Origin of the sequence: Vreelandella halophila, from assembly GCF_019903425.1 — a bacterium.
Classification (GTDB): Bacteria; Pseudomonadota; Gammaproteobacteria; order Pseudomonadales; family Oleiphilaceae; genus Halospina; species Halospina halophila.
In genome coordinates this window covers 444,927-463,735 of record NZ_JACHUZ010000011.1, presented here as the reverse complement: position 1 = coordinate 463,735, position 18,809 = coordinate 444,927, and the positions used below count along the sequence as shown (strand labels likewise).

The following is an 18,809-nucleotide window of genomic DNA, read 5'->3' as shown; positions in this document are numbered from 1 at the left end:
CGTACTCGAGGCGGTCAGAAGGCGGGTATGGGGTGCGGCTCTCCGGGAAGCTCTGGAGCCATGGATGGCGGAAGAGCAGCGTACAGGGATGTATTCACAGCGATTCCCGGAGAGCCGTACCCCATGGCCGCCCGCAACAGGCCAACAGTCTTGAGACAAGGCAAAGCCATGGGCCCCAAAGCCACCATCCGTTATACTTCCGAGTCTGAAGCCACAGGGCACCACCCACAAGTCCCTGAAAGCCGAGACCCGACACCAGCAGCCGAGCACTCCATGAGTCAGACACAACCCATCGACCAACTCATCAGCGCCCGCTGGCTCCTGCCCATGACCGACCGGCAGGTCCTCGAACACCACAGCGTCGCCATCCAGGGCAACCAGATCCTCGACATCTGCCCCACGAACACGGCCCTGGAACGCTACCAGCCCAAAGAACACCGCGAGCTCGGCGACCAGCTGCTGATGCCCGGCCTCATCAACGCCCACGGTCACGCCCCCATGACCCTACTGCGTGGCCTCGGCAACGACCTGCCGCTGATGGAATGGCTCCAGGGCCACATCTGGCCCGCCGAAGGCCGCTTCGTGGACGAAGCCTTCGTCGCCGACGGCACCCAGCTCGCCATCGCCGAAATGCTCAGTACCGGCACCACCTGCTTCTCGGACATGTACTTCTTCCCCGAGACCATCGTGGAAACCGCCCAGCAGCACGGCATGCGCATCCAGTCCACCTTCCCGATCCTGGACTTCCCCACCCAGTGGGGCAGCGGTCCGGAAGAATACATTCAGAAGGGGCTGGCGCTCCACGACCGCGTGCGCAACAGCAACCTGGCCACCATCGCCTTCGGCCCGCACGCCCCCTACACCGTCTCGGACGAGCCTCTCAGGCGCATTGCCACGCTGGCCGAGGAAGTCGATCTCCCGGTGCAGATCCACCTGCACGAAACCGCCGGGGAAGTGGACGACAGCATCCAGAGCCACGGCCTGCGCCCCACGCGCCGTCTAGCTGAGCTCGGCCTGATCTCGCCGCGCACCCAGTGCGTGCACATGACCCAGGTCGACGACCATGACCTTAAGCTCCTTCAGGAAAGCGGCGCTCACGTTCTGCACTGCCCGGAAGCCAACATGAAGCTGGCCAGTGGCGCCTGCCCCGTACAGCGCCTGATTGATGCCGGCGTGAACGTCGCCTTGGGCACGGACGGCGCCGCCAGCAACAACAACCTGGACATGTTCGGCGAGATGCAGACCGCCGCCCTGCTCGGCAAACTCAGCACCCTGGAGGCCGGCGCCAACGACGCCTACAGCGTCCTGCGCATGGCCACCATCAACGGTGCGAAAGCCCTGGGCATCGACGACCGCGTGGGCACACTCGAACCCGGCAAGCAGGCGGACATGATCGCCGTAAACCTGGGCGACATCCTCGCCCAGCCCGTCTACGACCCGATCCCGCACCTCGTTTACAACACCAACGGCCGCCAGGTCACCCACACCTGGGTGGCGGGCGAAGCACGGCTGATCGAAGGCGAACTCCAGCGCATGGACCTCCATGGCCTGCGCGAGCGGGTCAACCAGTGGCAGCGCCACATCGCCGCAGCCGACCACCAGTGAGGACAGCCCCATGAGCCTGAACGTGGACCAGAACGAAATCGCCAAATTCGACGCCATGGCCCAGCGCTGGTGGGATCCGGAAGGCGAGTGCAAGCCGCTGCACGAGATCAATCCGCTGCGGCTCGGCTACATCGAGCAGCACACCGGCAGCCTCAACGGCCAGACCGTGCTGGACGTGGGCTGCGGTGGCGGCCTGCTGAGCGAAGCCATGGCCCGGCGCGGGGCCAACGTTACCGGCATCGACCTGAGCCGTGAGGCCGTGGGCGTTGCAGACCTGCACGCGCTGGAAGCCGAAGTCAGCGTGGATTACCGCGTGGAAGACGTGGAAACCCTCGTGGAGCAGGAAGCCGGCCAGTACGACACCGTCACCTGCCTGGAAGTACTCGAGCACGTGCCGGACCCGGCCGCCACCGTCTCGGCCTGTGCGCGCCTGCTGCGCCCTGGTGGCAGCCTGGTGGTCTCGACCATCAACCGCAACGCCAAGTCCTGGCTCTTTGCCAAGGTCGGCGCGGAATACGTGCTCAATCTGCTGCCTCGCGGCACCCATGAGTGGAAGCGCTTTATCCGGCCTTCCGAAATGGACCGCCATTTCCGCCATGCCGGTATTGAGACCCGCGACACCACGGGGCTGACCTACAACCCGGTCACCGGCCTCTACCGGCTCGGGCGGGACATCGACGTCAACTACTTCATGCACGGCATCAAGCCGGAGGCCGACGCGTGAGCCGTTTCAGCGCCATTCTTTTCGACCTGGACGGCACGCTGCTGGATACCGCACCGGATTTCATCTGGTGCCTCAACACCCAGCGCGCCCGCCACAACCTGCCCCAGCTGGATGAACACAGCATTCGGCGGGTTGTCTCCAATGGCGCCCGCGGACTGGTCCAGCTCGGCTTCGGGCTGCGCCCCGGCGATCGCGGCTATGACGAGCGCCATACCGAACTGCTGGAACTCTACACCGACCACATCGCCGTCCATACCCGGCTCTTCCCCGGCCTGGCCGAAGTGCTGGGCCACCTGGAGGCACGGGAAGTGCCCTGGGGCATTGTCACCAACAAGGCCAGCCAGTACACCCTTAAGCTCCTGGAGGAAATGGACCTCCTGAAACGCTGCGCCAGCGTGGTCTGCCCGGACCACGTCACCAACACTAAGCCCGATCCGGAACCTGTGCGTCTGGCGGCCGAGCAGATCGGCGTGGCGCCGGAGAGATGTCTCTACGCTGGCGACCACAGGCGCGATATCGAATCCGGCCTGGCTGCCGGCATGACCACTGTGGCTGCCCGCTACGGCTACCTGGGCGCGGACGAGAACGTGGCGGACTGGAACGCCCACCACATCATCGACCACGGCCGCGAACTCTTTCACCTGATCGACACCCACCGACCCGAAACGGATTCCGCATGAGCGCACAGACCGTCGAGAACTACCAGCCCGCAGCGGACCTGCTTAAGGACCGCATCATCATGGTTACCGGTGCCGGTGACGGCATCGGCCGCGCCGCTGCCAAAGCCTACGCGGCACACGGCGCCACCGTTATTCTCCTGGGCCGCACCATCAAGAAGCTGGAAAAGGTCTATGACGAGATCGACGCCGCCGGCCACCCTGAACCGCTGATCCTGCCGCTGGATATTGAAGGCGCGAAAGCGGAGGACTATGGGCAGGTGGTGGAACGCATCGAGGAGGACTTCGGTCGGCTGGACGGCCTGCTTCACAACGCCAGCCGCCTCGGCGACCGCACGCCGCTGGAGTACTACAACCCGGAGGAATGGGAACGGGTCATGCGCACCAATGTGACCGGCGCCTTCCTGCTCAGCCAGGCCATGACCCCACTGCTGCGCGCCGCCCCGGATGCCTCGGTGGTCTTCACCTCATCCAGTGTGGGCCGTAAGGGACGCGCCAACTGGGGCGCCTACGCCATCTCCAAATTCGCCACCGAAGGCCTGATGGAAACCCTGGCGGACGAACTGGATGATGCCCGCACAGCCGTACGAGTGAACAGCCTCAACCCCGGGGCAACCCGCACCTACATGCGCCACCTGGCCTACCCGGCTGAGGACCCGGCCAGCAACCCCGAGCCGGACGCCATCATGGACGCCTACCTGTATCTGATGGGGCCGGACTCAAAAGGCGTGACCGGCCAGAAGTTCGACGCCCAGATCAAGCGTTAAGCGCGGAACGGTCCTCGCCGCCGAAGGCCTCCAGGAGCGCCGGAACCAGCCGGGAAAGCTCCAGGGTCATCAGGCTGAAGGCGGCATCAAAGCGGGCGACGCGGTCATCCCCGGCATCGTCGTCCAGCTTCTCCTTCAGGTCATCCCCGAAGCGCAGCCGGCGGATCGTCAGCTCATCATCCAGCATGAACGACAGCTGATCCTCCCAATCCAGAGCTAGCCGCGTCACGCTCATGGCATTGTCCAGGTGCGCCCGCACCTCATCGCCATCAAGACCCACACCCTTGATGCGCACAACGCCACCCTGCTCCTCATCATCCCGCAGCTCGCACTCATCCGCAGGCACCAGCCCCGCCGGCGGGTGTGCCTCGCCCCGCAGCCACTGGGTCATGGTGAACGCCGGTGACTGCTGCACCGCCGGAGGGCGCACCGGCATAGACCCCAAGGTCTCGCGAAGCTCGGAAAGCAGCGTCTCAGCCGCATTGCTGGCGGCTGAATCCACCACCACCAGCTCCTGGGACGGCGCAATGTAGGCGTGAATGAACCGGGACTTGGTGAACGCCCGTGGCAGCAGCTCCAGCGTCACCTGCTCCTTGATCTCCGTCTTCTCCTTGCGCCGCAACGGCCGCCCCTGCTCCTCCTCGGCGGCGGCCACGCGCTCATCCACCTCCTCGCGGATCACCGCCGGCGGCAGCACCTTCTCCTCCCGGCGCAGGCAAACCAGATGACACTCACCGGACGTAAACACCAGCTGATCACCATCACGGCCCAGGGGCGACACCCAGCCCAGACGCTCCGTGTCCTGGGGCCCACACGGCTGGAAAGCCCGCTTCGCCAGCGCCTCCTCCAGGGCCTCGGCGGACCACTCGAAGGCTTTGGTGATACGATAGAGACGCGCATTACGAAACCACATGAACCAGATCCCCGGCATTGACCAAACAGGGCCGGGATTATCCGGGGGAAGCCAGCACCATGTCCACAGGCACCAGCCTCTATTTCTACATCACCGAGAACTGCGAACTCTGCGAACAGGCCGAACAGGTCCTCGTCCGCACCCCACTCGACACCCCACTGCCGGTGGACGTCGTCGACATCAGCGAATCCGAGGAACTGGTGCAGCAATACGGCGAACGCATCCCGGTCCTGCGCATGGAACCCCAGGGGAAAGAGCTGGAGTGGCCGTTTACGTCGGATGATGTGATCGCGTTTCTGGGAAACCACTAGCGCGGAAGTACCGTGAAGGCCTGAAGGCATTGAGCGGGGGAGCCCTTCACGGGAAGCTCTGGAGCCATGGATGGCGGAAGAGCAGCCTACATGGACGTACTCGTGGCGATTCCCGTGAAGGGCTCCCCCGCTCAATGCCCAGCAACCATGTTAGAATAAGACTAAGCCAACCCACGGGAGGATAGAAAATGTTAATGGTCGTCTCACCCGCCAAAAAACTCGACTACGAAAGCAAACTCCCCACCAGCGCCCACTCCCAACCCCAGTTCCTCGAGCACAGCCGGGAACTGATCGACGACCTCAAACAGCTGGAACCCCACCAGGTCAGCAACCTAATGGGCATCAGCCAGCAGCTCGGTGAACTCAACGCCCAGCGCTACCAGGAATGGCACACCCCCTTCACGCCCGATAACGCACGCCCCAGCGTCCTCGCATTCAAGGGCGACGTCTACGAAGGCATGGCGCCGGAAAAGTTCACCCAGAACGACTTCGACTTCGCCCGGCACCACCTGCGCATTCTCTCCGGCCTCTACGGCGTCCTGCGGCCCCTCGACCTGATGCAGCCCTACCGGCTGGAAATGGGCACCAAGTTCCAGAACGCCCGGGGCAAAGACCTCTACGCCTTCTGGAAGGACACCATCACCAGCTACCTGAAAGACGAACTCGAAAAGGATGACGGTGTACTGATCAACCTCGCCTCCAACGAGTACTTCAAGGCCGTGGATCACAGGAAACTGGGCGCCCGCATCATCACGCCCCAGTTCAAGGACTGGAAGAACGGCCAGTACAAGATGATCAGCTTCTACGCTAAGAAAGCCAGGGGCATGATGGCCGCCTACATCATCCGCAACCGACTGACGGACCCCGAGGACGTCAAAGGATTCGATACGGACGGGTACGTGTTCAACGAAGAGCTTTCCAGCGGCGACAACTGGGTGTTTACGCGCGGATAGACTGGCTATTGCGACGGCGGGGGTGCTTCCACTCCCGCAATCCGCAACGCTGCACGATCAAAACTGTACAGCGGCTCCGCCCCCAAAGACTCGGCCTTGCGAGCGATCAATGCATCCGGCAACCCAAAACCGGTCTGGTCCACAAAATCGCAGTAGGCGGCCCATACCACCTGCTCATCCTCAAAGCAGAAGGCGGGCTCCTCCAGCAGAGCAAGAACAACCCGGGCCAGTTGATCCCGTGACAACCGGTAGCGTTTGCCGGCGAGCGTCCAGAGCGTCTCGCAGAGAACAACATCAGTAATCAGAACCTGCGCAGTGGCTCCAAGGCAAGCTCTGGCGCGCCGCGTCTGCTCTGGATCATCATTCAGCAGGTGGCGTAGTAATACGTTGGTATCAATGGCCACCATCCCTGGACTGCTGGATTCCGTCATCCCTGGACTCCTCTTCACTGAAACGCTCATCCGGCTGGATATCCCTCAGAAAGCCGTCACTGGCTCCCGGTGTCTGTTTGATCAGGGTGATGTGCCCGTCGTGCTCCAGGACTTTGAACTCATCACCGCTGTTCAGACCAGCCCTGTCACACAGGGACTTGGGAAGCGTGACCTGGCGCTTGGAACTGAGCCTTGTCATGGTTTTTTCCTCAAGACGTGGATCCCAACATGACCAGAATTTACCATTGCACGATCGGTAAAGTCATGCCCGGAAAATCGCGACCAGAGGTCGCTCCTACACAATTACGTCTTCCCTCCGTAGACATAATGGATGGACCTACCTCACCTCAATCCATACCAGGAGCGTGCCCTGCACGCGATAAGACGATCCCACCTGCACGCAGTTTTCCCTTGGAACGGACTCTTTTATAACGCTGAACCTGAATGCTAACCTTGAAATATTCATGGGATTGGCCCTATGCGTCAAGGTAGTTGTCGCCTGATGATTTCAGAGGACAACCATGCCCCATTATTCACCGGAACGTAAGGAAGCCATCCTCCAGAAGATGGCGCCACCGCGCAGCTTGACTGTGGCCGAGTTGGCCAGCCAGGAAGGCATCAGTACGGTAACCTTGTACAATTGGCGTAAAGCCGCCAGAGAGCAAGGTGCCGTTTTGCCATCGAACTCAGCCACCCCCGAGAAGTGGAGTAGCGAAGAGAAGTTCCGCATTGTGCTGGAGACCGCCCCAATGACGGAGGCGGAGCTCGGTGAATATTGCCGCAAACACGGTCTGTACCCGGAGCAGATCGAGGCCTGGAAAGCCGCCTGTGCGGGGGCTAATGCCCAGTCTGATGAGCAGGCCAAAAGGAACCGGCAAGCGACCAAAGCCGAGAAGAAACGAACCAAAAAACTTGAGTCGGAATTGCGACGCAAGGACAAGGCGCTTGCGGAAACGGCGGCTCTGCTGACGCTGTCAAAAAAAGCCGAGGCGATCTGGGGCCCCAAAGACGAGGACGAATGACCAGCCTCCCGGATCGCCAGCAGGCCATTACTCTGATTGAACAAGCGCAGAGTAGCGGAGCCCGGCTGGAGAAGGCTTGTGCCTTGCTGAACCTGACTGTACGCACTTATCAGCGCTGGACGACTGACAAGGGTGTCAAAGCGGACCAGAGGCCATTGGTGCCCAGAGCGGCGCCGAGCAATAAACTGACGAACCAGGAGCGCCAGGCCGTGGTATCGCTGTGCAATCAGAAAGAATATCGAAGCTGCCCGCCGGCGTTTATCGTGGCCGATCAGCTGGATCAGGGACGCTACCTGGCCTCGGAGTCAACGTTCTATCGGGTTCTGCGTGAGTACGATCAGGTGCACCCCAGAGGCCGACAGAAAGCACCTGAGAGCAGGCGCCAAGCGACCACACACAAGGCGACACAACCAAACCAACTGTGGTCGTGGGATATCTCATGGTTACCGGGCCCGGCCAGAGGCACCTGGTTCTACCTGTACCTGATGCTGGATGTGTACAGCCGCAAGATCGTTGGCCATGAGGTCTACGACAGCGAAACCGGAGAGCTGGCCAGTGAGTTCATCGAAAAGGCGTACTGGCGTGAGCATCTGGCAACGAAGGACAAACCACTGGTGCTGCACTCGGACAATGGCAGCCCCATGAAGGCGTCGACCTTCCTGGAGAAACTGTACGACTTGGGCATTACGCCCTCGAAAAGCCGCCCCAGAGTGAGCAATGACAATGCCTACTCGGAGTCGCTGTTCAAAACGCTGAAGTTCCGCCCGGGGTTTCCGACAAACGGCTTCACAACAATCGAACAGGCCCGGGACTGGGTGTTGGCGTTCGTGCGTTGGTACAACACCGAGCATCGCCACAGCGCCCTGAATTACGTGACACCACAGCAGCGCCATAACGGCGAAGCTGACCAGATCCTGTTCCAGCGTCAACGGGTTATCGAGGCTGCGAAAGCTGAAAACCCGCGCCGCTGGTCCGGTGATATTCGAAAACTCAGCTTGCCGGAATCAGTGACTCTGAATCCGGAAACGGCGGTCAATTGTTAAAGAGCTGATGACTTAAACGCGACATCTACGTTGACAGACACCGTTGGCGACAAGCCTTCCATCAAACAATCTGAAGACTGATAAAGGGAATTATCATGAACCAGTTGAGCACTAAAGGACTATCCCTCCTGAAAACTCTGGAAGGGTTCCGCAATGCTCCGTACGACGACCAAACCGGTAAAGACACGGATAGTTGGGTCCAGGGAGCCACGATTGGCTATGGTCATTTGATCAAAAAGGGCGAATGGGATGAATTCAGGGATGGAATTACCAGGGAAGAAGGAGAACAGCTTCTGAGGAAAGATCTTCGCCCGTTTGTTGAAGCAGTTCGGAATAAAACTGTCAGAACGTTACCACAGCATCAATTCGATGCACTTGTGTTGCTCGCTTTCAATATTGGCCGAACGGCTTTCAGCAACTCCTCTGCCCTAAAGCTGATCAACAACCCCAATGCACAAACCCCATACCAGAATCTCGAGTCCGCTTGGAAAGCCTGGAAGAGAACACAAACAGGCGTATCGCCGGGGTTAATCAACCGACGGAAGCGTGAATGGAAACTCTTCTCTACAGGAGCATACAGAAAATGAACACACTTTCCTCTTCTTTCAGGTTACGGGTAACTTTTGTCTTGATGATGGCATTCTTTTCTTTGCCTGGATATGCACTCGTCAACCCTGACAAGCCGGACCTGGTGAAGGAGTTTCAATCGAGAGCGGAGCCTTACCAGAAAGAAATTGATAAAGCTCAGACAACCAAAGATTTCGCGAATGCTTATGCCAAATACAATCAATTTCTGAAGAAAGAACTTCAGTCAGCGTACCAAGAACTTATTACCACGTTACCAACGTCCAAACGTGATGCCCTTAAGCAGTCTCAGAAGCAGTGGATGAAGTACAGGGACGCTGAGTTCGAATTCATCGAAAAGAACTGGACGCTGGAGCAATTCGGAAGCTCCGCGACCCTGTCACGTGGTGGTTTTCGAGCCCGTATCCTTGAGGCCCGCATCATAACCCTGCTTCGATACCTGCAGAATTACTGATCGCCTGACCCAGAACTGGGTGATGTCAGATCGGCGGCATCTCGCCATCCAGCCGATCCAGATGCCAGTCCTCCGTGGGCTTGTTCAGGGGCAGCTTCAGGGCCACAACGTCTTCTTCCTGATCGTAGGTGACCGAGAACCCGAGCGCCCTGGCAAGGCCGGCCATGGCCTCGTTGCCCGGCAGCACATGGCCCACCATCTCGAGGGTGCCGCGGGCCTTGCAGTAGCGGATCATCTTTTCCATCAGGATTCGGCCCAGCCCCTCGCCGCGCAGGTCATCTCGCACCATCACGGCGAATTCGCACTGGATGTTGTCCGCATCCGTCCACACGCGCACCGTGCCCAGGGTCCGCTCGCCGCCATCCTCCTGCCACTCGGTGGCAATGAACACCATCTCGCGGTCGTAGTCGATCTGCACCATGCGCGCGATGTCGTCATGGGTGAAGCTGTTGCGGTACTGGAAGAAGCGGTAGCGGATCGTCTCCGGGGACTGGCTCTGGTGGAACTCCAGGTGACCCGGTTCATCCTCCGCGCGGATGGGGCGCACCAGCACCTCGCGCCCGGACTTGAGGCTGACCCATTCCTCCAGCTCACGGGGATAGGGCTTGATCACGGGCCTGACCGGTTCACCCAGATCAATGGCCACATCGCAGGCCACGGCGCCATCCTCGCCGAACAGCAGGGGCAGGATCTCAAGCCCGCGGATCTCGGGAATGTCGCTGTTGATCTGGGACAGCGTTACCAGTGTCTGGCACACGGAACGGATGTCTTCTTCGGGCCTGGGACTGTATTCGCGCAACAGACGGTAGGCATTGCTGCGCGCCAGCAGCTCATGGGCCAGGTTCATGTTCAGTGGCGGCAGCGCCACACGGCGATCGCTCATGATGTTCACACGCGCACCAGCGGAACCGCACACAATCAGAGGCCCAAAGACCGCATCCCGCGTGATGCCGAGACTGAAACCGATCCCCTCGAGGCCGGCATTCGTCTGGTGCATGGCAAAGCCCAGGAAGCCACTGTTCGGGAAGTGCTTGCGGTACTGCTCCATGAGCGTCTCACAGGCATTGGCCACCGCAGCTTCATCATTGAGACGGCGGATGGTGTAGCGGTACCGCCCGCGCCCGGACGTTTCCTCCAGGTAGGGATGACAGCCGCGCTCATGCAGCAGCGTGATGTTCACAGGCCCGCCCCATTCGCGGAAGGCTTCCACGGCCTCTTCCTCGTCGTCGCAATAGGCCGTCTCCAGAGTCTGAAGGCCATAGGCCGCCACAAGCTGGCGCGCCTCTCGGTTGGTCAGGTGGTTGCGGCGGCTGCGGATCACCTTCTGGACCATCTCCCGGGCCTCCTGGCGGTTCACTTCCGGCTCCACCCAGGATTCCGGTGTCTCCGCCAGCAACCGCTGGCCTCGCTGGTGCTTCACAAAGTGCATGAAGGCGCGGATCGCCTTCTCGGGTGAGAAGAAAGTCGGCACGCCGGCTTCGTAGAAGGCATCCCGGGCGTCCAGCACCGTGCTCTGGCCCAGCCAGCAGGTGAACACGTTCAGCCGCTGGCGCCTGGCCACCTGCATCACCGAATCCGCAATGTGCAGCGTGTCCTCCAGCAGCGTGGGTGTGTACATCACAAGCACGTTGGCAATCCCCGGGTCGTGCCCCAGGATCTGCAGTACATCCGCGTAGAGCTGGGGCGAGGCGTCGTACCCCAGGTCCAGCGGGTTGCGCACGCTCAGGTACCCCGGCAGACGCTGTTCCAGCTTGGCCACCGTCTCCTCGGAAAACTGCGCCAGCTCACCTCCCTGGTAAAGCAGCCGGTCCACCGCCAGCACACCGGGCCCCACGCCATTGCACAGAACCACCAGTTCCTCACGGCGCACACGGCGCATGCGCGAGAGGCTCTCCAGCGCATCGAACATCTCGTCCAGGCCGTTCACCCGCAGCACACCAGCGCGCTGCAGCGCCGCATCGTAGATCGGATCCGTCTGGGTAATGCCATCAGGCAGCGTGTGGGAGAGGTATTCGGATTCCGGGAAACGCCCGCTTTTCACCGCGATCACCGGCTTGGAACGCGAAGCCGCCCGCACCGACGAGATGAACCGGCGTGGATTGGGGATGTGCTCCATGTGCAGAAGAATCGCCCGTGTGCCGGAGTCCTCTGCCAGGTAATCAATAAGGTCATCATGGGCGATGTCCATGCCATCACCCAGAGTCAGCAAGCGCGAGAATCCCACACCGCGGGCAAAGGCCCAGTCGATCACGGCGCTGGCCACGGTACCGGATTGCCCCACGAAGCCGATCTTGCCGGGCAGCACCCCCATGTGGGCGTAGGTGGCGTTCAGGTGCGTGTCCGGGGACATGATGCCGATGGTGTTCGGCCCAAGAATCCGTACACCGGCCTTCTTCGCGGCATCCCGAACCGCGTACATCAGCGGTTCGCCATTGCGGCTGTAGGAACGGGACATACCGCCGGTCATCACCATGGCAGTACGCACGCCACGCTCGCCAAGCTGGCGCACCAGCTTGGGCACCGTTTCGGGCGGGGTACAGATGATCGCCAGATCCGGCGCCCAGGGCATCTGCTTGACGCGGCGCTCGCAGCGGATGCCATGCACCTTGTTGTACCCCTGGCGATTCATCACCAGCAGCTGGCCAGGGTAATCGCCGGCCATGAGATTGCGCAGCACCATGCCGCCAAGGCTAGTGGCACGCTCCGAAGCACCGATGACGGCGATAGAGCGTGGGTTGAACAGCGCGTTGAGATGCCGGGTGGACATACAGCCCCTCTTTCTGACCCTTTCCAGACGCTGGATTGCCTTGCCACATCCATCCTTGCGGCTCACAATCCCTGTCTGAAGTGTAACCTGCATGGCGAGGCGCGACGATGGCAACAGCCTACTTCCATCACCCGGACTGTGAAAAACACGACATGGGGGATGACCACCCGGAAAGCCCTCGGCGCCTGAGCGCCATCCGTGAACACCTGCAACAGACCGGCCTGTGGGAGCAGCTGACCGTCAACGAAGCGGAGGAAGCCTCCCACGATGAACTGCGCCGAGCCCACCCGGACAGCTACATCAGCCAGCTGGAACAGATGACGCCCAGCCAGGGGCGCATCATGGCGGACCCGGACACGGCCATGAACCCGCACACGTTCCGTTCCGCCAAACTCGCGGCGGGCTCCGGCATCCAGGCCGTGAACCAGGTGCTCACCAACCAGGCGCGCAATGCCTTCTGCGCCATCCGGCCACCGGGCCACCATGCTGAACGCAATCGCACCATGGGGTTCAGCTTCTTCAACAACATCGCCATTGCTGCCCTGCACGCGCTCACGTTCCACCATCTGGAACGGGTCGCCATCCTCGACTTCGACGTCCACCAGGGTAACGGCACCGTGGACATCTTCCACCATGACCCGCGCGTGCTGCTGTGCTCCAGCTTCCAGCACCCCTTCTACCCCTTCAAGCACAGCCACGGTATGCCCGGGCACATCCTGAACGTCCCGCTGGATCCAGGCACGGACAGCGCTACCTATCGCGAGGCGGTCAAGGATGGCTGGTTCGAGGAGCTGGCGGCCTTCAAGCCCCAGCTGATTCTGGTGTCAGCAGGTTTTGACGCCCACCGGCTGGACCCGCTCGCGGATGTGAACCTGGAAACCGAGGACTACACCTGGATCACTGGAGAGATCACCCGCCTCGCCTGGGAGCTTTGCCGGGGGCGAGTCGTCTCGATGCTGGAAGGGGGGTACCACCTGCAGTCGCTCACTGAAGGTGTCGAGGCGCACATCCGCGAGCTCATTGCCGCCAGCTGATCACTCCCGGACGATGTCCGCCTCATAGCGGTTGCGGAAGAGCCGCTCCATGGTGCCGTCCTCGTGCAGGCCCTCAATGGCCGCGGCAATGGCCTCCGCCGCCTCTTCCCGGGGCGAGGAGCGGGACATATAGATCTTTCCCTTGAGGGTATCCAGCCGCATCAGAGTACGTACCGGCGCCCCGGAACCATCCGGATCAAAGCCGGCGGGAATGGCCACCTCCGACGCCACCACCGCCCGCAGCCGGTCACGCTGAAGCAGTCTCAGACCATGAGCCACATTGTTGACAGGAACCTTGCGGATGGCCTCGTTGGTGGCGAAGGTGTGACCGTACCAGGTGCCGCTGAGATACCCCACATTCTCACCCTCCAGTTCGTCCAGGGAATCAACGGGCTCATCATCGGCACGCCCCAGAACCAGCACCTGAACTTCCAGAAGATCCGCCACGGGTTTTCCGATCTTGTTAATTCCCGGCGCCACGAAGGTGGGCACAAAATCCGCATACCCCTCCTCCATTTCAAGGATGGCACGACTGTGGGGGCGGACCTGATAACGGATGGGAATGTCGGTGCGGCTTCGGATTTCCCCCACAAGATCCACAAGCAGGCCACGACGCTCGCCTTCCTGGGTGCGTTCAGCCCAGGGCTCTATGGCCGCGAGACTGAAAGTGACAGGATCTTCGGAAACGGGCTTGCCCTGCAGGGCAACAGAGCCCAGCGAGACCAGCAAAACAAAGGCACCGTACAACAGGGCACGCAGCATGGATGACTCCAGTCCTCAGGCTCGCCCTGAATTAAAGCACAGGGACTGAAAGCCGTCATCCCTCAGCCAGCGTCGCGCTGGCGCAGGAAGTCCAGAGCCTCTTCGCGAATGCTTTGCCAGCCTTCCTTCACGGTGCGCAGCAGGCTGGCAATTTCATCCAGCTTCTCCACGTCGTTGCGGATACTCGCCTCCAGAAGGCCGCGTTCCATGTAGTCATAGAGAGCTTCAAGGTTGCCCGCAAGCTCGCCACCCTGCTCAAAATCCAGGGAGCTGCGCAGGGACCCAATGATCTCCATGCTTTTACTGATCAGGTTGCCCTTGCCGGCATAATCGCCAGCCTCGATCTTGCCCTTGGCCATGTTGATCCGCTCAAGCGCACCATCCAGCAACAACTGGATCAGCTTGTGCGGATCCGCATCGGTGATGCTGGTCTGGGTGTTCACCTGCTGATAGGCCCGCAGTCCGTTCATGATGTACCCCTGTTGCCTGTACGTCTTGTTGGCGTTGGTGTCGGATCAGTTCCCGCCGGTCAAGCCGGCAAGCTGCTGTTCAAGATAGTTACCCGTCTGCTGGAACTGGCTGATGCGTGAATCCGCCGCGGCGAACTGGCTCGAGAGCCGTTCACGCAGCGACGTAAACCGCTCGCTCAGATCCTGTCGATCCTCCCGGATGTCCTCCAGATCGCTCTGGAACGACTCCTCACGCGAGCTCAGGGCCCCATTGCGCCCCTCCAGCTGACCGATGCGCTCGGCAATGCTGTTACCCACGCCCTCGATGTAGGAGACAGAACCCCGGGCGCCAGTTTCGCCACCCCGGATACGCACTTGTATTCCGGAGGCATCGCCCTGGTCACGCCCCAGGAAAAGCACCTGGCCGTCGCCCTCAGCCTGCTGCCCGTCGATGGTGCCCTGAACGTCTGTTCCGGAAGTGCCGGTACCCGTGGCCAGCCCAAGGTCGGCATTCCCCTGGGTAATCTCGACGGATGAATTACTACCATACTCACTGGAGGTGAACTGAAGCTCACCGTTGCCGGTCAGATCCACCTGTAATGAGTCCTCACCGGACTGGATAGTGGTGTTGTCGGCTACCTGGGTACGGACTTCTTCCAGCAGCTGCTGATTGCTGTATGTGCCATCGGTGAGTGTGACCTGGGCCTCATTGCCATCATTGAGCTTGAGGCTGAAGGTGTTATTGGTGTTATCGATCGTGATGTCGCCAGCAGCCAACTGACCGCCAGTCAAGCTGCCGCGAGTAGCCAGCGAGTCCACGTTGAGATCGTACTCCCCGGGCTGAGTACTGCTACCGCTGCGCACAAACTCAACTTGAGTGTCTGAAGCGCGCCCCTGATTGGCAAACAGAGCTGTAACCTCGTCCGGATTCTGCTGAAGCTCCTCCTTGAACTTGGCGGAATCGAACTCCAATTGACCGGTATTGAAATCCGTCGTAATACCCACATCCGCAAGCGAACGCACGCTCCCATTCTCCAGCCCGGGCACAATCTGGCTGAACTCACGCTTCAATTGGTTCATGGTGCTGCGGATGGTGGAATCACCGGTCAGGACGCTGCCTTCACCGGCCTCCTGGTCAAAGCTGGTCAACTCGTTCGCCGTACCCTGCACCTGGTTGAAGGCATCCACCAACTCCTGAACCTTGCTGGTCGGCTCTTCCAGGTCCTGGGTGACGTTCACATCCGCCGGCAGATCCGTCTCACCACTGACGTTCAGCGTAACCCCATCAATCACCCCTTCAATGGTGTTGCTGCTGCGGGTGACCTCCACGCCACTGATATTGACCTTAGCGTCCTTTGCGGCACGGGTTTGCTCAAGGTTCGCGGTTGTGAAGGCATCCAGGGAGGGATCACTAGCGGTAATCTGCATGGCGTTCGCGGTACCGGTCTCGTCCGCGTTCAGGACCATCCGGTACCCATCACCGGTGTTCAGGATCGAGGCGTTAACCCCCATGTCAGATTCGTTGATTTCGCTCGCGAGGCCGTTGAGGGTGTTGTTGCTGTCATCAAGGGTGATGGTCTTGGTCTGGTCACCCACGTTAAACGTGAGATCGCCCGAACCAATAGCGGTGGAATCCCGGTCCGCATAGGTCTCGCTGGCAAGCGCCTGGGCTTGTGCCACCTGGTTTACATCCACGGAGTAACTGCCCTTCTGGGCTGCAGAATCATCCACTGAGACACTGATGGCGTCGCTGGAGGATTCACCCTTGAAGTTACGCAACGTGGAGGGATCCGTCAGGGCATCAGCAGGCCCTTCAAGGCTGCTGACAGCACTGCGGAACTGCCCGAAGGCCGAGAGCTTAGCTTCCGTCTCCTGCTGCTCTGCATCCAGCCTCTCAACGGCCGGTTCACGCTGAGCGGATATAATATCGTCCAGCAGATCATTGGTCAGGATCCCGGAGCCAATTCCCAGCGATGACACGCCACCTGGACTACCCATGATGCACCTCGCATCGTTTCATTGCGCCTATCCTATTTAACGGCACCAACCGGCAAAACTTTGCCCCTGTTTTGCCATAACCCTGTTACTGATTGTAAGCCAAGACTCGGTTTGCCGCTTTTTACCCATTTGCCAATTGATTGATGCACATACCATGCCGTCCGCTGCCCCTGTGGAGGCCTGTCTCGCACGCGATTCTTTACAAATCCGTATAACAAAAAACCGTCACTCCTCCCGGAATGACGGCTCCCCTGAAAACATTGCTCAGCCGGCGGCCTTCCTCACACCCTGATGTTCAGAAGCGACAAAGGCTCATCCTGCTGCAGGTTCTCGGCCAACCTCATTGCCAGCTCGTCCGGAATCTGGCGAACCACTTCCTCGGTCTGCTGGTCGATCACGCGGACCACCGTCTGACCGGTTTCATCGTTCACCTCGAATTCCAGATCACGCTGGACCGACTGAACAAAGTCATTGAGTCGGGAAACCGCATCATCCAGTTCCTCCCGCATGGCTTCATTCAGCCTCTCCGATTTCTCCGCCTGGGAAACCTCGCTGCGCTCGGTCTTCAGGGGCGAAATGGAGGACACATTGCCGGCCTTGCTATCAGCGGGCTGTGATGAAGACGCCCGAGCCAAACCCCGCTCCCCGGAGGGGCGCGGATTCGAGTCCGGGCTGTTCAGGTTTACGTCACTCATGTCACACCTCGCATGCCCTGTCACGCGGCTAAGCCGCCACCCCGGAGGGCGACGGCCGCCTTAACGCCCTGCTTACTGCAGGAGGGACAGGACCTGCTGAGGCCGCTGGTTGGCCTGGGACAGTACCGAGATACCCGCCTGCTGCAGTACCTGGGACTGGGCAAGCTTGGCGGACTCGGCCGCGAAGTCGGCGTCCTTGATGCGGCTGTTGGAAGCCTCCAGGTTCGCCACGTTGCTGTCGATGTTAGCGATGGTAGACTCGAAGCGGTTCTGCGTGGCGCCGAGTTCGCTTCGGAGGCTGTTGACACTATCCAGCGCGGCGTCTACTCGGAAGATTGCGTCATTAGCCCCATCAACCGAGCTGATATCGGCACTACTTAAGCCGCCCTCATCATCTGCAGCCGTGATGCTTGCACTGGATCCACTGAAGTCATCGAAAACGGCTCCGGTCCCTGCTCCAGCGAAACTGATGTCTTCAGAGGAAGATAAGCTCACTTCGCCGCTAAGCGAATCACCGTTGCCTATCTGGGTAGAGCCGTCAGTATTGAGCTCAAACGTTCCAGCGTTGGAGCCAAAGTTAATATTCCGCCCATCTTCCGCATTCAGGGTCAGAGTGTCCGTATCACTATCAAATTCTGCGGTCACTCCAGTCTGAGCAGACGAAGCATTGATACCATCCGCAATTTCCTGGGTGAAAGCACTACCGGTTGCAGTAGTAGCGTCAGCATTAAAAACTTCAGTATCATTAATAGTCAGGGTACCGGATGCACCGTCGTTGGATGTCACACCCTCAAAAACTTGCTCATTTGAGGTTTGAACATTCAGACCTTCGACCTCTGCTTCGTTAATAGAGGCCGCCACAGCAAATGCACTGCCCGCGTCACGACCCAAGGAATCACCATCATCGTTGGTCACCTCCTCTGAGGCTCCAATCTGAACAAAATCCCCATCTCCGGTTGCAATGGAAAGCTCGTTTGTCCCACCAGGAGAATCAATCGCAGTGCTTCCATCGACAGCAAGATCCTGACTAGCGATTTGCCCGATCTGATCCGCTCTTGTCCCTTGAGACAGGTCAACACCGATGGTTTGGCCAACATTTGCGCCCACCTGAAAATCCTGCTGGTTCAAGGAACCGTCCAGTACGTTCAAACCGTTAAAACTGGTTTCTGATGAAATCCGATCGATCTCCTCGATTCGCTGTTGAACCTCGTCGTTCAGCGCCTGCCGATCGGACTCGCTGTTGGTCGCGTTCGCCGCCTGAACTGAGAGATCCCGAATCCTCTGGAGGTTGTTAGTCACCTCGTCCAAGGCACCCTCAGCGGTCTGGGCCAGCGAAATGCCATCGTTCGCGTTACGGCTAGCTACGTTGAGACCACCAATTTGCGACTCAAAGCGGGTTGAGATTGCCAGACCCGCCGCGTCATCTTTAGCAGAGTTGATGCGAAGACCTGACGAAAGCCGCTCTAATGCCTGGTCGTTCTGTGACTGAGACTTGCTCAGCTGGTTCTGAGCGTTAATGGATGCCACGTTGGTGTTGATACCGAGTGCCATAACCTTTTCTCCTGCCTGTTCACTGACATGTGGTTTGGTCAGAGGCTCAGGCACCGGCAGTACCGGTA

19 protein-coding genes are annotated in these 18,809 nt (G+C 60.1%); 10 read left to right on the top strand and 9 right to left on the bottom strand.

What is annotated here, in order from left to right:
* Positions 1-273 precede the first annotated feature (273 nt).
* The 4 genes from H4I92_RS02465 to H4I92_RS02450 are packed head-to-tail and all read left to right on the top strand — an operon-like array spanning position 274 to position 3,773.
* Positions 274-1,605: a TRZ/ATZ family hydrolase gene (locus H4I92_RS02465; RefSeq protein WP_077529053.1), complete on the top strand. Its 1,332-nt coding sequence runs from the start codon at positions 274-276 to the stop codon at positions 1,603-1,605.
* A gap of 10 nt (positions 1,606-1,615) precedes the next feature.
* Positions 1,616-2,329: a bifunctional 2-polyprenyl-6-hydroxyphenol methylase/3-demethylubiquinol 3-O-methyltransferase UbiG gene (gene ubiG / locus H4I92_RS02460; RefSeq protein WP_077529052.1), complete on the top strand. Its 714-nt coding sequence runs from the start codon at positions 1,616-1,618 to the stop codon at positions 2,327-2,329.
* Positions 2,326-3,009 carry an HAD-IA family hydrolase gene (locus tag H4I92_RS02455; protein ID WP_077529051.1) on the top strand — a complete coding sequence of 228 codons (684 nt, stop codon included), beginning with the start codon at positions 2,326-2,328 and terminating at the stop codon, positions 3,007-3,009. The genes ubiG and H4I92_RS02455 overlap by 4 nt, the downstream gene beginning before the upstream one ends.
* On the top strand, positions 3,006-3,773 hold the full coding sequence (locus H4I92_RS02450; protein ID WP_077529050.1) for a YciK family oxidoreductase: 768 nt from the start codon (positions 3,006-3,008) through the stop codon (positions 3,771-3,773). Before H4I92_RS02455 ends, H4I92_RS02450 begins: the two co-directional genes overlap by 4 nt.
* On the opposite strand, the gene rdgC is transcribed toward H4I92_RS02450, so the two are convergent.
* On the bottom strand, positions 3,763-4,686 hold the full coding sequence (rdgC, locus tag H4I92_RS02445; RefSeq protein ID WP_077529093.1) for a recombination-associated protein RdgC: 924 nt from the start codon (positions 4,684-4,686) through the stop codon (positions 3,763-3,765). The two genes, H4I92_RS02450 and rdgC, sit on opposite strands and share 11 nt — an antisense overlap.
* A 59-nt stretch (positions 4,687-4,745) precedes the next feature.
* Here rdgC and H4I92_RS02440 point away from each other — a divergent pair, with 59 nt between their 5' ends.
* On the top strand, positions 4,746-4,997 hold the full coding sequence (locus tag H4I92_RS02440; RefSeq protein WP_077529092.1) for a glutaredoxin family protein: 252 nt from the start codon (positions 4,746-4,748) through the stop codon (positions 4,995-4,997).
* A 188-nt stretch (positions 4,998-5,185) separates the two neighbouring features.
* Entirely contained in the window at positions 5,186-5,950 is a 765-nt protein-coding gene (gene yaaA, locus H4I92_RS02435; protein ID WP_077529049.1) for a peroxide stress protein YaaA, read from the top strand.
* 5 nt (positions 5,951-5,955) lie between these two features.
* Here the strand turns inward: yaaA and H4I92_RS02430 are convergent, their stop codons facing one another.
* Positions 5,956-6,381, bottom strand: a complete 426-nt coding sequence (locus tag H4I92_RS02430) for a PIN domain-containing protein (protein WP_218668111.1) — start codon at positions 6,379-6,381, stop codon at positions 5,956-5,958.
* Positions 6,344-6,580, bottom strand: a complete 237-nt coding sequence (locus H4I92_RS02425) for an AbrB/MazE/SpoVT family DNA-binding domain-containing protein (protein WP_077529047.1) — start codon at positions 6,578-6,580, stop codon at positions 6,344-6,346. The genes H4I92_RS02430 and H4I92_RS02425 overlap by 38 nt, the downstream gene beginning before the upstream one ends.
* A gap of 322 nt (positions 6,581-6,902) precedes the next feature.
* Between H4I92_RS02425 and H4I92_RS02420 the strand changes: the two genes are divergently transcribed.
* The 3 genes from H4I92_RS02420 (at position 6,903) to H4I92_RS02410 (ending at position 9,485) form a co-directional block, all read left to right on the top strand.
* Positions 6,903-8,446, top strand: a protein-coding gene (locus H4I92_RS02420; protein WP_143512552.1) for an IS3 family transposase whose coding sequence is annotated in 2 segments (ribosomal slippage) — positions 6,903-7,374 and positions 7,374-8,446 — 1,545 coding nt in all. Because the reading frame shifts where the segments join, the coding sequence is not laid out codon by codon here.
* Positions 8,447-8,541: 95 nt separating this feature from the next.
* Positions 8,542-9,033 carry a lysozyme gene (locus H4I92_RS02415; protein WP_077529046.1) on the top strand — a complete coding sequence of 164 codons (492 nt, stop codon included), beginning with the start codon at positions 8,542-8,544 and terminating at the stop codon, positions 9,031-9,033.
* Positions 9,030-9,485: a lysozyme inhibitor LprI family protein gene (locus H4I92_RS02410; protein ID WP_179105600.1), complete on the top strand. Its 456-nt coding sequence runs from the start codon at positions 9,030-9,032 to the stop codon at positions 9,483-9,485. The genes H4I92_RS02415 and H4I92_RS02410 overlap by 4 nt, the downstream gene beginning before the upstream one ends.
* 25 nt (positions 9,486-9,510) lie before the next feature.
* Here H4I92_RS02410 and H4I92_RS02405 read toward each other — a convergent pair whose 3' ends face one another.
* Positions 9,511-12,252: a bifunctional acetate--CoA ligase family protein/GNAT family N-acetyltransferase gene (locus tag H4I92_RS02405; protein ID WP_077529044.1), complete on the bottom strand. Its 2,742-nt coding sequence runs from the start codon at positions 12,250-12,252 to the stop codon at positions 9,511-9,513.
* A 107-nt stretch (positions 12,253-12,359) separates the two neighbouring features.
* Between H4I92_RS02405 and H4I92_RS02400 the strand changes: the two genes are divergently transcribed.
* Positions 12,360-13,286 carry a histone deacetylase family protein gene (locus tag H4I92_RS02400; protein WP_077529043.1) on the top strand — a complete coding sequence of 309 codons (927 nt, stop codon included), beginning with the start codon at positions 12,360-12,362 and terminating at the stop codon, positions 13,284-13,286.
* Here H4I92_RS02400 and H4I92_RS02395 read toward each other — a convergent pair whose 3' ends face one another.
* The 5 genes from H4I92_RS02395 to H4I92_RS02375 all read right to left on the bottom strand — a co-directional run bounded on the left by H4I92_RS02395 (position 13,287) and on the right by H4I92_RS02375 (position 18,741).
* Positions 13,287-14,048, bottom strand: a complete 762-nt coding sequence (locus H4I92_RS02395; protein ID WP_077529042.1) for a type 2 periplasmic-binding domain-containing protein — start codon at positions 14,046-14,048, stop codon at positions 13,287-13,289.
* 62 nt (positions 14,049-14,110) lie between these two features.
* Entirely contained in the window at positions 14,111-14,518 is a 408-nt protein-coding gene (fliS, locus tag H4I92_RS02390; RefSeq protein ID WP_077529041.1) for a flagellar export chaperone FliS, read from the bottom strand.
* A 45-nt stretch (positions 14,519-14,563) separates the two neighbouring features.
* Positions 14,564-16,495: a flagellar filament capping protein FliD gene (gene fliD / locus H4I92_RS02385; protein WP_077529040.1), complete on the bottom strand. Its 1,932-nt coding sequence runs from the start codon at positions 16,493-16,495 to the stop codon at positions 14,564-14,566.
* Positions 16,496-16,776: 281 nt separating this feature from the next.
* Positions 16,777-17,190 (bottom strand): flagellar protein FlaG, encoded by a 414-nt coding sequence (locus H4I92_RS02380; RefSeq protein WP_077529039.1) that lies wholly within the window; start codon positions 17,188-17,190, stop codon positions 16,777-16,779.
* A 72-nt stretch (positions 17,191-17,262) separates the two neighbouring features.
* Positions 17,263-18,741, bottom strand: coding sequence for a flagellin N-terminal helical domain-containing protein (locus H4I92_RS02375; RefSeq protein WP_077529038.1), 1,479 nt, complete (start codon positions 18,739-18,741; stop codon positions 17,263-17,265).
* Positions 18,742-18,809: the final 68 nt, after the last annotated feature.